Annotated in this window: 12 protein-coding genes; 10 read left to right on the top strand and 2 right to left on the bottom strand. The window is 32.0% G+C overall.

Annotated features, from left to right (window positions below; genetic code table 11):
* Window positions 1–4: 4 nt before the first annotated feature.
* From L21TH_RS09055 to purD, 8 genes are all read left to right on the top strand, one after another.
* On the top strand, window positions 5–1,159 hold the full coding sequence (locus L21TH_RS09055; protein ID WP_006314513.1) for a 5-(carboxyamino)imidazole ribonucleotide synthase: 1,155 nt from the start codon (window positions 5–7) through the stop codon (window positions 1,157–1,159).
* Window positions 1,149–1,667, top strand: a complete 519-nt coding sequence (gene purE, locus L21TH_RS09050; protein WP_006314511.1) for a 5-(carboxyamino)imidazole ribonucleotide mutase — start codon at window positions 1,149–1,151, stop codon at window positions 1,665–1,667. Before L21TH_RS09055 ends, purE begins: the two co-directional genes overlap by 11 nt.
* 11 nt (window positions 1,668–1,678) lie before the next feature.
* Window positions 1,679–2,386, top strand: a complete 708-nt coding sequence (purC, locus tag L21TH_RS09045; RefSeq protein WP_006314509.1) for a phosphoribosylaminoimidazolesuccinocarboxamide synthase — start codon at window positions 1,679–1,681, stop codon at window positions 2,384–2,386.
* Between the two features lie 116 nt (window positions 2,387–2,502).
* Window positions 2,503–3,897 carry an amidophosphoribosyltransferase gene (gene purF, locus L21TH_RS09040; RefSeq protein WP_006314507.1) on the top strand — a complete coding sequence of 465 codons (1,395 nt, stop codon included), beginning with the start codon at window positions 2,503–2,505 and terminating at the stop codon, window positions 3,895–3,897.
* Between the two features lie 371 nt (window positions 3,898–4,268).
* On the top strand, window positions 4,269–5,309 hold the full coding sequence (gene purM / locus L21TH_RS09035; RefSeq protein WP_006314505.1) for a phosphoribosylformylglycinamidine cyclo-ligase: 1,041 nt from the start codon (window positions 4,269–4,271) through the stop codon (window positions 5,307–5,309).
* Complete coding sequence (gene purN / locus L21TH_RS09030; protein ID WP_006314504.1) at window positions 5,300–5,932, top strand: phosphoribosylglycinamide formyltransferase; 633 nt, start codon at window positions 5,300–5,302, stop codon at window positions 5,930–5,932. The genes purM and purN overlap by 10 nt, the downstream gene beginning before the upstream one ends.
* Window positions 5,933–6,137: 205 nt before the next feature.
* Complete coding sequence (gene purH, locus L21TH_RS09025) at window positions 6,138–7,670, top strand: bifunctional phosphoribosylaminoimidazolecarboxamide formyltransferase/IMP cyclohydrolase (RefSeq protein ID WP_006314502.1); 1,533 nt, start codon at window positions 6,138–6,140, stop codon at window positions 7,668–7,670.
* 17 nt (window positions 7,671–7,687) lie between these two features.
* Window positions 7,688–8,941: a phosphoribosylamine--glycine ligase gene (purD, locus tag L21TH_RS09020; protein WP_006314501.1), complete on the top strand. Its 1,254-nt coding sequence runs from the start codon at window positions 7,688–7,690 to the stop codon at window positions 8,939–8,941.
* Between the two features lie 39 nt (window positions 8,942–8,980).
* Here purD and L21TH_RS09015 read toward each other — a convergent pair whose 3' ends face one another.
* A complete protein-coding gene (locus L21TH_RS09015; protein WP_034429824.1) occupies window positions 8,981–9,193 on the bottom strand; it encodes a hypothetical protein in 213 nt (70 codons plus the stop codon).
* 209 nt (window positions 9,194–9,402) lie between these two features.
* Window positions 9,403–9,657: a hypothetical protein gene (locus L21TH_RS09010; protein WP_006314499.1), complete on the bottom strand. Its 255-nt coding sequence runs from the start codon at window positions 9,655–9,657 to the stop codon at window positions 9,403–9,405.
* Between the two features lie 474 nt (window positions 9,658–10,131).
* Here L21TH_RS09010 and L21TH_RS09005 point away from each other — a divergent pair, with 474 nt between their 5' ends.
* Both L21TH_RS09005 and L21TH_RS09000 read left to right on the top strand, forming a co-directional pair.
* Entirely contained in the window at window positions 10,132–11,601 is a 1,470-nt protein-coding gene (locus L21TH_RS09005; RefSeq protein WP_006314498.1) for an alkaline phosphatase, read from the top strand.
* A 91-nt stretch (window positions 11,602–11,692) separates the two neighbouring features.
* A complete protein-coding gene (locus tag L21TH_RS09000) occupies window positions 11,693–12,844 on the top strand; it encodes a YibE/F family protein (protein WP_006314497.1) in 1,152 nt (383 codons plus the stop codon).
* Window positions 12,845–12,875: the final 31 nt, after the last annotated feature.

Genomic DNA, 12,875 nt, shown 5'->3' with positions numbered 1-12,875 from the left:
AATCATGAACTTAAATGATATTAGAGTTGGAATAATTGGTGGAGGGCAGCTGGGAAAAATGCTTATTCAAGAGGCGAAAAAAATGGATTTCTATGTATGTGTATTGACGCCTTCTGCCGATTCTCCTGCTGCTAAAATAGCAGATGAGATTATTGTTGGTGATTTATACGATGAAGATAAAATATCCGACATTGTAAGAAAATGTGATGTCACAACCTATGAGATAGAGCATATAAATACAGATATTCTATGCAGTCTAGAGGAAGAAGGTCATAAAATATACCCTTATCCTAAAATATTAAAAACTATAAACAATAAATATGTGCAAAAAGAGTTTTTAAGAAAAAATAATCTACCAACATCGGAATTTGAAAAAATTTCAGATTTAAACGACATAGCATCAAAATTTGGTTTTCCTTTTGTTCAAAAGGCATGTGTTGGAGGGTATGATGGCAGAGGAGTTAAAGTTATAAAAAGTGAAAAAGACTTTAATAGTGCATTAGAATGTGATAGCTTCGCCGAAAAGTATGTAGAGTTTGAAAAGGAATTTTCAGTTATTGTTTCAAGGGGAATTAATGGAGAAGTGAAGGTTTTTCCTGTAGTAGAAATGATGTTTGATGAAAATAAAAATATTTGTGACAAAATAATTTCACCTGGAAGAATAGAAAGGTATATAACAGAGCAAGCTCAAGAAATCGCTATAAATTGTATAGAGCTATTGAATGGAGTCGGAGTATTTGCAATAGAAATGTTTTTAACTAAGGATAAAAAAGTATTAATAAATGAAATAGCGCCAAGGGTTCATAATTCAGGTCATCATACAATAGAATCTTGTATTACTTCACAATTTGAACAGCATATTAGGGCTATTTGTAATCTTCCCCTTGGAGGGGCTGATTTAATTATCCCTTCTGTCATGGTCAATATATTAGGAGAAGAGGGAGAATATGGACATCCATTTTATAAAGGGCTTGAGGATGTAATGAAAATATCTGGTGTAAATGTTCACATTTATGGCAAAAAAACTATTAAGCCCTTTAGAAAGATGGGGCATATAACGGTAGTTGATAACGATATTGAAAAAGCTTTAGGAAAGGCTATGAAGGTAAATAAAATGTTAAGAGCAATTTCTCTGGAGGGAGATAATCATGAAGAATGAAAAGAAGATAGGAATAATAATGGGCAGTGATTCAGATTTGCCAGTAATGAAAAAAGCTGCAGAAATATTAGATGACTTTGGCATAGGATATGAATTGACCGTAGTTTCAGCTCATAGAACACCAAAACGACTATATGAATATGCAATGAACGCTAAATCAAAGGGTATAGAAGTAATTATTGCAGGTGCTGGTGGAGCAGCACATCTTCCGGGTATGGTAGCTTCTATTACTGAAATACCAGTTATAGGAGTACCAGTAAAAACATCTTCACTAAATGGATTGGATTCTCTACTTTCTATTGTTCAAATGCCTGGAGGTGTACCAGTTGCGACGGTTGCAATAAATGGAGCTAAGAATGCTGGGATTTTAGCTGCTCAAATTATAGGGATAAATAATAAAGAAATTCAAAATAAAGTGAAAGAATACAAAAAAGAGTTAGAAAAAAATGTACTAACAAAGGCTGAAAAACTAGAGAAAATTGGATATAAAGACTATTTAAATGAATAGGGGGAAGTAAATTGAAAAAAGAAATGATTTATGAAGGTAAAGCTAAAAAGGTTTATAAAACTGATAATGAAAAGAAATATATCGTTGAATATAAAGACGATGCTACAGCCTTTAATGGTGTCAAGAAGGGGACTATAACTGGCAAAGGCGTAATTAACAATAAAATGTCAGCATTGCTTTTCAAGAGGTTAGAAGAAAAGGGTATACCAACACATTTTCAAGAGCTTTTAAGTGATAGAGAAATGCTAGTTAAAGCAGTAAAAATACTTCCTTTGGAAGTAATAGTAAGAAACGTTGCAGCAGGTTCATTGGCAAAAAGATTAGGTTTAGAGGAAGGAACACAATTAAATACAACAGTTTTAGAGTTTTGCTATAAAAACGATGAGCTTGGCGACCCAATGATAAATGAATATCATATAAAAGCAATAAATTTAGCTACTGAGGAACAATTAGAAGTAATTAAAAAGTATGCTTTTCTAATAAATGAGATATTAGTTGAATTTTTTAAAGAAAAGGGAATAAGATTAATTGACTTTAAATTAGAGTTTGGGTTATTTGATGACAAAATTATATTGGCTGATGAAATATCCCCTGATACATGTAGGTTATGGGATGCTGAAGATAATAAAAAGCTTGACAAGGATAGATTTAGAAGAGATTTAGGGGACGTAATATCAGCATATGAAGAGGTACTAGGCAGGCTACAAAAAAACAATTAAAAATTTGGTAATAGTTTAGTTAATAAATATAAACAAGTTTTGTATTTTATTGTTAACCGTCAACTGTAATCTGATAACTGCACCTGTTATATACAATTTTGGAAGGATGATAAACTATGTTTTGGCTTGATGATAAGTTGAAAGAGGAATGTGGTGTTTTTGGAGTATATTCTGAGAATAAAGAGAAGGTATCTAATCTTATATATTTTGGATTATATGCGTTACAACATAGAGGACAAGAAAGTGCAGGTATTGCCGTAAGTGATAATAAAGAAGTAGATTATTATAAAGATATGGGTCTAGTATCAGAGATATTTAATGATGATATTTTGGCTAGTCTACAGGGGAATATAGGCATAGGACATGTTAGGTATTCAACAACAGGTGAAAGTCATGTTGAAAATGCTCAACCGTTAGTAGTTAAGTATAAAAATGGAACTATTGCATTAGCTCACAACGGTAATTTAGTAAATGCAGATGCACTTAGAGAAATACTAGAGGATGAAGGTGTAGTATTTCAGACTTCTACAGATACAGAAGTTGTTGCCAATCTACTAGCTAGATATCACAAAGACGGTATAGTGAAGTCGGTAAAAAAAGTTATGGAACTAGTAAAGGGAGCATTTGCTTTTGCGATAATGACAGATAACAAGCTTATAGGTGTAAGGGATTTATATGGATTGAGACCTTTATGTATAGGCAAGCTTGATGACGGTTATGTATTAGCTTCTGAATCCTGTGCATTAGATACTGTTGGAGCAGAATTTGTTAGAGATGTTGAACCAGGAGAAATAGTAATAATAGAAAATAATGAATTAAAGAGTATCAAGAGTAGTAAATGGTGTAGAAAGAATTTATGTATGTTTGAACTAATATATTTTGCAAGACCTGATAGTACAATAGATGGTATAAACGTTTATTTAGCAAGAAGTGAAGCTGGAAGGATTTTAGCAAAGGAAGCTCCAGTTGATGCAGATGTTGTAATATCTGTGCCAGACTCAGGTACTCCTGCAGCTATTGGTTATGCAGAAGAGTCAGGGATTCCTTATGGTATAGGCTTAATAAAAAATAAATATGCTGGTAGGACTTTTATACAGCCAACACAGGAATTAAGGGAGCAGGGAGTAAAGCTTAAACTTAATGTATTAAAGGAAAATGTTGAAGGTAAAAGGGTTGTAATGGTTGATGATTCCATAGTTAGGGGTACTACTAGTAAAAGATTAGTTAACATGCTAAAAAAAGCAGGGGCTAAAGAGGTTCATGTTAGGGTTACATCTCCTCCTGTTAAGTATCCATGCTATTTTGGAATCGATACTCCATATAGAAAATATCTTGTAGGAGCAACGAAAACTGTTGAAGAGATAAGGGACATGATTAACGCCGATAGTCTTGCTTATATATCAATGGATGGATTATTAAAGTCTACAGGCTGTGACAAAGGATTTTGTTTAGCATGTTTTAATGGAGATTATCCTATGGAGGTTCCGTTAGATGGAGATAATAAGAAATAGAGTAATAGAGTAATAGAGTAGTAGAGTATTAGAGAATAGAGTAGGAGAGAATAGAGTAGTAGAGTAATAGAGGATTAATGGGCGTGAAAAAAGGCGTTTGATTTGTAGTTAGTGGTAAGTGGTTAGTAGGAATAAGAAAATGAGTAGCTCATAAATTAATTTGAGAAAAATATAAAAGTCCACACACATAGCAAATTGGAGAAAATAAGTAAATTGATTATAGATTAAGGATTATGGATTAGAGAATAGAGTAGTATAAATTAGCGAACAGCGAAAGGCGAATAGCACTTGTCTTGTAATTTTCAATTTTAAATTAATAAAAATTGTGAGGTTATAATTCCAAAATCATATATAACTTTGAGGTGACAAGAATGGATAATAAAAAGCTTACGTATAAAGAGGCTGGAGTAGATGTAGAGGCTGGATATGAGTCGGTAAAATTAATGAAGCAATATGTTAAGAAAACATTTACTGATGGAGTAGTATCTGATATTGGTAATTTTGGAGGATTATTTTCAATAGACAAAGATGCATATGATGAACCTATATTGGTTTCAGGTACAGATGGAGTGGGAACAAAGCTAAAAATAGCTTTTATGATGGATAAACATGACACCATCGGAGAAGATTGTGTTGCTATGTGTGTCAATGATATCCTGTGCCAAGGAGCCAAACCATTATTCTTTTTAGATTATATAGCAACAGGAAAACTAGAGCCTGAAAAAGCTTCCAGTATAGTAAAAGGTATATCAAATGGATGTATAAAAGCTGGTGCTGCATTAATTGGAGGAGAAACAGCGGAAATGCCGGGATTTTATAATGACGGAGAATACGATGTGGCAGGATTTGCAGTAGGTATTGTAGATAAAAATAATATCATAGATGGTAGTTCTATAGAAGAAGAAGATGTTTTGATAGGATTACCTTCTAGTGGGCTTCATAGTAACGGCTTTTCTTTGGTAAGAAAAGTATTGTTTGATATAAAGAAATACAAAGTTAATGAGCATATTGAAGAATTGGGTAAAACTCTTGGAGAAGAATTATTAACTCCTACTAGGATTTACGTAGATCCTGTATATGATATAATAAGGAAATTTAATGTAAAGGGAATTAGTCATATAACAGGTGGAGGATTCAATGAAAATATACCTAGAATGTTACCAAATGAATTGACAGCTAAAATAAATACAAAGGTAATAGAAGTACCACCTATATTTCAGTTAATTAAAAAAGAAGGAAATATTGATATAGATGAAATGTATTCAACATTTAACATGGGTATAGGTTTAGTAATGGCTATAGGTAAAGATCAAGCTTATAATGTAGTTGAATATTTAAACAAAAAAGGACAAAAGAGTTATGTAATTGGAGAAATAGTTAAAGAAGAGGGTGCCATAGTACTATGTCATTAACGAAAATAGGAGTTCTTATATCTGGAAGCGGAACAAACCTACAATCATTAATTGACAATACCAGAAACGGACATATAAATGGAAAAATAGAGGTTGTAATATCTAACAAAAAAGACGCCTATGGATTAAAAAGAGCAGAAAACAACGGAATAGATAGCCTATATATAAATAGGAAGGAATTCGATAGTGATTTAGAATTCAATAGAAAGATAATTGAAGAACTGAAGAAAAGGAATATAGAGTTAGTAGTATTAGCAGGGTATTTAAAAATATTAAGTCATGAATTTGTTAGGGAATATAAGAACAGAATAATAAATATACATCCATCTTTGATACCTAGCTTTTGTGGTAAGGGATATTATGGAAAAAAAGTACATCAAGCAGTATTAGAGTATGGAGTAAAGGTTACAGGTGCTACTGTACATTTTGTAGATGAAGGTACAGATACAGGTCCTATTATTTTACAGAAAACGGTTAATGTAGATACAAATGATACAGTAGAAACACTTCAGAAAAAGGTATTAAAGATTGAACATGAAATTTTGCCAGAAGCAGTAAAGCTATATTGTGATAGAAAGCTGAAGATAAAGGGCAGGAAAGTGGAAGTTAGTGTTAGTAGTTAGTGGTAAATGCAATTTAAAATTAAAAATGTAAAATTTAAAATTAATTTAGCTATATTAGCTGGTAGTTAAAAGATTTAAGAATTTTTAGAAATAAAAAAGTCTTCAGTTTGTGTTATAAAATATGAACTACAGGCTACGAACCACAAACTAGGGGCTGAGAGCTAAGAACTGTCAACTAAGAACTGAACAAGGAGGTAATTTCGTTATGCCAAGAGCTTTAATAAGCGTTTATGACAAAACAGGTGTTGTAGAATTTGCTAAAAAGTTGGTTGGATTAGGATGGGAAATTATATCTACTGGAGGTACTGCTAGGAAACTAACTGAAGCAGGAATAGACGTTATAGATGTATCAGAGGTTACAGAATTTCCAGAATGTTTTGATGGGAGAGTAAAGACATTACACCCTAAAATTCATGGTGGGCTATTAGCTATAAGGGATAATAAAGAACATGTTGAAGGCATGGATAAACTTGGAATAAAACCAATAGACATGGTTGTAAATAATTTATATCCATTTAAGGAAACTATATTAAAGAAAGACGTAACCCATGAAGAAATAATAGAAAACATAGATATTGGTGGACCATCTATGTTGAGAGCAGCTGCAAAGAATTATAAATATGTTTCAGTAGTTGTAGACCCAAGGGATTATGACAAGATTATAAAGGAGCTACAAGACAATGGAAAAGTATCATTAGAAACTAACAAATATTTAGCAGCTAAAGTATTTCAGCATACAAGCAACTATGACGCTCTTATATCAAAATATTTTAATGATATAGCTGGAATAGAAATGCCAGAATTACTTACTTTAACCTATGAAAAGAGACAGGATTTAAGATATGGAGAAAATCCTCACCAAGCTGCTGCATTTTATACAGAAACACAGGAAACAGAAGGAACTCTTTCTAATGCAGTACAGTTACACGGTAAAGAATTATCATTTAATAATATTAACGATACTAATGGTGCATTAGAAATATTAAAGGAATATGAAGAAACAACAGTTGTAGCAGTAAAACACGCAAATCCTTGTGGGATAGGAACTGCAGAGACTATAAGTGAAGCATTTCAGAAGGCATATGAAGCAGATAAGCTTTCAATATTCGGTGGTATAATAGCTGCCAATGAAGAAATAGATAAAGAAACTGCTGAAATGATTAATAAAATCTTTATCGAAGTAGTAGTTGCTCCTTCGTATACTAAAGAAGCTTTAGAAGTACTTAAGTCTAAAAAGAATATAAGAATTTTACAACTTCAAGATATAAAGAAAAATGATTATAAGACTTATGATATGAAAAAGGTATTAGGAGGATTATTAATTCAAGATAGAGATAATATGTTATTAAAAGATGAATTAAAAGTAGTAACAGATAGAGAGCCTACAGATAAAGAACTGGAAGACTTGATATTTGCATGGAAAGCAGTAAAAAATGCAAAGTCCAATGGTATAGTATTAGCAAAGGATAAAGCAACAATAGCAGTAGGGCCAGGCCAAGTGAGTAGAATATGGGCATTAGAGAATGCAATCAAGCAAGGAGGAGAAATGGTTAAGGGTAGTGTTATGGCATCAGATGCATTTTTCCCATTTTCAGATAGTGTAGAAGCTGCTGCTAAGGCAGGAGTAACTGCTATTATTCAGCCAGGAGGCTCTATTAGAGATAATGAATCAATAGAAGCTGCCAACAAATATGGTATAGCAATGGTATTTACAGGAATTAGACACTTTAAGCATTAAACAAAGGTGGGATTGTTGTGAAAGTACTAGTTATAGGGAGCGGTGCCAGGGAACATGCACTCGTATGGAAAATAGCTCAAAGTGATAGGGTTTCAAAGATATACTGTGCTCCAGGTAATGGAGGTATACAAAAGATAGCAGAGTGTATAAACATTAGAGCTAATGATATAAATATGTTACTTAATTTTGCATTAAAAGAGCAGATAGATTTAACAGTTGTTGGTCCAGAAGCACCTTTAGTAGATGGAATAGTTGATATATTTGAAGAAAACGGATTGAAAATATTCGGTCCAAATAAAAAAGCTGCAAGATTAGAAGGAAGTAAAGTTTATTCTAAAAATTTTATGGATAAATATAATATACCTACTGCTAAATATATAACCTATGAAACTTTTCAAAAGGCAATGGAAGGATTAAAGGATTTTGATTATCCATTAGTTATAAAGGCTGATGGTTTAGCTGGTGGAAAAGGTGTACTTATATGTGAAAATGAAATAGAAGCAGAAAATGGAATAGTAGAGTTAATGAATAATAAAAAATTTGGTGAAGCGGGGGAAAAAATAGTTATAGAAGAGTACTTAGAAGGTATAGAGGCATCATTGTTATGTTTAATAAATGGAGAAAACATAGTTCCAATGGAGAGTGCTAGGGATTATAAGAAGATATATGATAATGATGAAGGTCCTAATACGGGAGGTATGGGTTGCTTTTCACCAAATACTATATTTGATGAGGAATTGAAGGATAAAATTACAAAAGAAATTTTAGAACCATTAAAAGTGGGTTTTAAAGAAGAAAATATGATATTTAAAGGAGTTCTTTTTATCGGTTTGATGATAACTAACAATGGACCTAAGGTATTAGAATTCAATGTACGAATGGGAGACCCAGAAACAGAGGTTGTACTTCCAAGGCTAGAAAGTGATATAGTAGATATATTTGAAAAGGTAATAGACGGAGTATTAGACAAAGATGATTTAAAATGGACATCAAAAAAGTGTTTAACCGTAATTACAGCCTCGGAAGGATATCCTATAAAATATGAAAAAGGTAAAGAAATAAGCGGATTAGACAATCTGGACAAAGATATAATTGTATTCCATGGAGGAACTAAAAAAACAGAAGATAGTTTAGTTACAAATGGAGGAAGAGTTCTAGCTGTAACAGCTTTAGCTAATACATTAGAGGAAGCTAGAAGATTAGCATATAGAAATATAGAAAAAATAAATTTTGAAGGTATGTATTATAGAAAAGATATAGGAGCATTGTAGGGTGAATAATATATTCATCCTACAATTTTTTATTTAAAATTAATTACTATTAAATGATATGAGATTTTTGGTATTTTTATTTTCACTTATATTGTCAAATGAAAAGAAGTTTATATTATGATTAATAACTATATCTGGGGTTATATTATTAAAGAAATTATTACATTGATTATTATAATCACATAGATTATAAATTTGGAACTCTGTTACTCCGCTTATCATATCAAGTTTTCGTACTTTCATAGTTGTCATATCATCTCCTCCTATTAAGATATTTGTGCATATAAGTACCTAGTATATAATATGCGACAGTTGGTTAATGTATGAATGTTTTTAGAGGAGACAGGGGACAGTTCTCAGGAGACAGACAAAAACATAAAAAAGAGAGGCTTATTTTGCCTCTCATATAATATTAGATACCAAGCATCATTACCTGACACATGAAGTAGCATAGCTACTTCCTATCTATATTCTCTAGGGTTTCTATTTTTAGGACTTGCAGGTATACCTTCTATACCTCTTTCTTCAGTATTATCAGTGGTTGTAGTATTAAATCTCATTGAATCGATAGCATCAACATCTCTTTGCATATTCCAAGGGAAAACAAGAGCATTTGTTTGATTCTCAATAACAGGATATTTTTCTTTATTATAAGTGTCAAGGATCATTTCATAGCCATTTCTCGCTTTAAATACACTGTTTTGGTCATCTCCCATTATAACACTTCCTCTCTTTATGACTCTTATTAGTCTATTTAATAGCTTTGAACTTCAATTCTAAATGTAGTCTTAATATGATGTGAATTGAAGTAGCTTTGACAATAGTATTTGAAATTATACATGGAAGTATTACAGAAAGCAGTCAAGATTAATATGGATATATAGTAGAATTTATACTATTTAACATAAAAATAACATTAAATTAAAAATCACATAACGAAAACTTAATGGTACCATAACGTGGATTTAAAGGGTATATAACACGAATAGAATATAGTTGTATATGGAGAGTGAAATTTTCACAACAACGTGAGAATGACAGTTGTTAGAAAATAATGAAATTAAATAAAAGCTAAAAAGTCTAATAAAATTAGCACAAAAATGTGTGCTAGTTTATAAAGACTTTTAAATAAAATTCCCAAGTTTGGGAAATGAAAAAAACATATAAAAACACAAAAAGGAGGCAAATGAATGTTTAACAAGAAATTATTTTCTAAGATTATCGTAGCTTTTCTATTTGTATCTTTATTAGTAGTTAGTGGTATCAGTGGATTAGATAGTACTGAAGCCTTTGCAGCACAACAGTCAAAAGCACCTAAATATGTATTTTATTTTATTGGTGATGGTTTAGGAGCTTCTCAAAGACAAATAGCAGAATTTTATAAGCAACATTTAACAGGAGATAAAAATGCTAAGCTTACTATGAACACTTTCCCAGTAGCAGGAATGAACACTACATATTCAGCAGATACTTTAGTTACTGACTCTGCAGCAGCAGGAACTGCTTTAGCAGCAGGACATAAAACAAACAACGGAATGATATCTGTATTACCAAATGGTAAGCCAGTTAAAACTTTAGTTGAAGCAGCTGAAGAAAAGGGAATGGCAACAGGAGTAATTACAACTACAAGACTTACACATGCAACTGCAGCAGTATTTGCTTCTCATAACCCAGATAGAAATGCAGAAAATGAAATTGCGGAAGATTATTTAGATAGTGGAGTAGAGTTCTTTGCAGGTGGTGGATATAGACACTTCTTACCACAAGGTTGGGACAAATACGAACCAGGAATCAAGTCAAAAAGAAAAGACAACAAGAACTTAGTAGCAGACTTCATTGGTAACGGATACAAAGTTTTCTATGGAGAAAAAGGAGCTGAATGGTTTAGAAAATATGAACCAAAAGGACAAGAAAAAGTATTCGCTCCATTAACTTATTCACATATGCCATATGAAATAGATAGAGTAAATGATAATGCATACCCAAGTTTAGGAGAAATTACTGAAAAAGGAATTGATGTACTTTCTAAATATGAAAACGGATTTTTCTTAATGGTTGAAGGTGGAAGAATTGACCATGCATGTCACGCTAACGATGCAGCTGGTTCAATCCATGATACATTAGCTTTCGATAAAGCTTTAGAAGAAGCAGTTGAGTTTTACAATGAGCATCCAGAAGAGACTTTAATAGTAGTAGTTGGAGACCACGAAACTGGTGGTATGGGATTAGGATTCTCTAAAAACTATTTCTTAAAGTTAGAGCACTTAGACGGACAAAAAGCTTCTTTCGATGGTGTAATCTTTGGAAAATATGATGGAGATAGAAAAGCATACTTTGATTATATAGCTGAAGTTGCAGGTTTAACTGATTTAACAGCAAAAGAAAGAGCTGAAATAGAAAAGGCTATGGATATAGTAGACAGTGGAGAAGAATATGATGTAGCTGTTTATGGTCCATCTTACTATGGTCCAGTTGGAGTTGCTACAACTCACGTTCTTTCAGAAAGAGCTAATGTTCAATGGACAACATACGCTCACTCTGGTACAGCTATTCCAATGTCAGCAATGGGTGTAGGTGCTGAAAACTTTGGTGGATACAAAGATAATACAGAAATAGCTAGAACAATGGCTGAACTTATGGGATTTGAATTAACTAAGTAGTTATTATCAAGAACTATATAATTAACTATGACTATGATAGCCGGGATTTTTCCCGGCTATTTATAGGTATTAAAAAAAGGTGGTGAATCAAATGAAGAAAGTAGCTCCTATTGTAGTAATGATAGTTTTAATGTCAATACTTTTAGGTGCATTGTTATATGATAATAGTTCTCAAAACACAGAAGGTGTAGAAGAGGTAACAGCATTAGTACATGAGGTTGATAATAGTGATGTAGTATCAGGTGGAGTTTCTAAGATTGGTTTTCAGACAGTAGTTGTTGAGATATTAGAAGGTAAATATAAAGGACAACAAATTGAAGCAACTAATAACTTATTAGGTCAATTAGAACTTGATACATTTTGTAAACCTGATGATAAAATAGTTGTAGCCATTAAAGAAGATAATGGACAAATTACAAATGGGATAGTGTTAGAGCATTATAGACAAGATTGGGAGTTTATTCTTTTTGCATTTTTTGTTGTATGTTTGATAGTATATGCGAGATTCACTGGAGTAAAGGCCCTATTTTCATTTGTAGCTAGTTTGTTTGTTATATGGAAATTTTTAATACCAGGCCTATTAAACGGAAACAATCCATTAGTATTAGCTTCAGGAGTATTGGTACTATTGTCTGCTATAATAATATTCTCTATAGCAGGATTTACTAAAAAGGGAATATCAGCTTTTATAGGAACAATTGTTGGATTATTAGTTACTATTGGATTAACTTTAATTTTTGGAGATAAGTTAAATTTAAATGGAATGACTTCATCATTTGCTCCAACACTTCTTTTTAGTGGTCATCATGATTTAAATATGAAATATATTTTCTATGCTGCCATAATAATAGGTGCATCAGGAGCAGCTATGGATATAGCAATGGATGTAGCTGCATCAATGGAAGAGATAAAAATGAAGAAGCCAGATATAAATACAAAGGAATTAATACAATCTGGTTTTAATGTAGGAAGAGCAGTAATAGGAACAATGACTACAACATTGTTACTTGCTTACTCTGGTGGGTATCTAACTTTACTAATGTTGTTTATGACTAAAAATTCAAGCTTTGTTAGGATATTAAACTTAAAAATAGTGGCATCTGAAATAATGCGTACAGTAGTTGGAAGTATAGGTCTAGTATTAGTAGCACCAATAACTGCTATATTTGCAGGATGGATATACACTACAGAGCTTAAAAGTATATTTAGCGAAAGTAAAGAACAAGTTGAAACAGAAATATAGTAAATTAAAAAGCAGCCAGTTTGATATGATA

It is taken from the genome of Caldisalinibacter kiritimatiensis, from assembly GCF_000387765.1.
Taxonomy (GTDB): domain Bacteria; phylum Bacillota; class Clostridia; order Tissierellales; family Caldisalinibacteraceae; genus Caldisalinibacter; species Caldisalinibacter kiritimatiensis.
This window is presented reverse-complemented; position numbering and strand designations above follow the sequence as displayed.

Bases quoted from the DNA above. Each gene is read 5' to 3' on its own strand.
- L21TH_RS09055 (WP_006314513.1), top strand. From the start codon at position 5: ATGAACTTAAATGATATTAGAGTTGGAATAATTGGTGGAGGGCAGCTG.
- purE (WP_006314511.1), top strand. From the start codon at position 1,149: ATGAAGAATGAAAAGAAGATAGGAATAATAATGGGCAGTGATTCAGAT.
- purF (WP_006314507.1), top strand. From the start codon at position 2,503: ATGTTTTGGCTTGATGATAAGTTGAAAGAGGAATGTGGTGTTTTTGGA.
- purM (WP_006314505.1), top strand. From the start codon at position 4,269: ATGGATAATAAAAAGCTTACGTATAAAGAGGCTGGAGTAGATGTAGAG.
- purN (WP_006314504.1), top strand. From the start codon at position 5,300: ATGTCATTAACGAAAATAGGAGTTCTTATATCTGGAAGCGGAACAAAC.
- purH (WP_006314502.1), top strand. From the start codon at position 6,138: ATGCCAAGAGCTTTAATAAGCGTTTATGACAAAACAGGTGTTGTAGAA.
- L21TH_RS09015 (WP_034429824.1), bottom strand. From the start codon at position 9,193: ATGACAACTATGAAAGTACGAAAACTTGATATGATAAGCGGAGTAACA.
- L21TH_RS09010 (WP_006314499.1), bottom strand. From the start codon at position 9,657: ATGGGAGATGACCAAAACAGTGTATTTAAAGCGAGAAATGGCTATGAA.
- L21TH_RS09005 (WP_006314498.1), top strand. From the start codon at position 10,132: ATGTTTAACAAGAAATTATTTTCTAAGATTATCGTAGCTTTTCTATTT.
- L21TH_RS09000 (WP_006314497.1), top strand. From the start codon at position 11,693: ATGAAGAAAGTAGCTCCTATTGTAGTAATGATAGTTTTAATGTCAATA.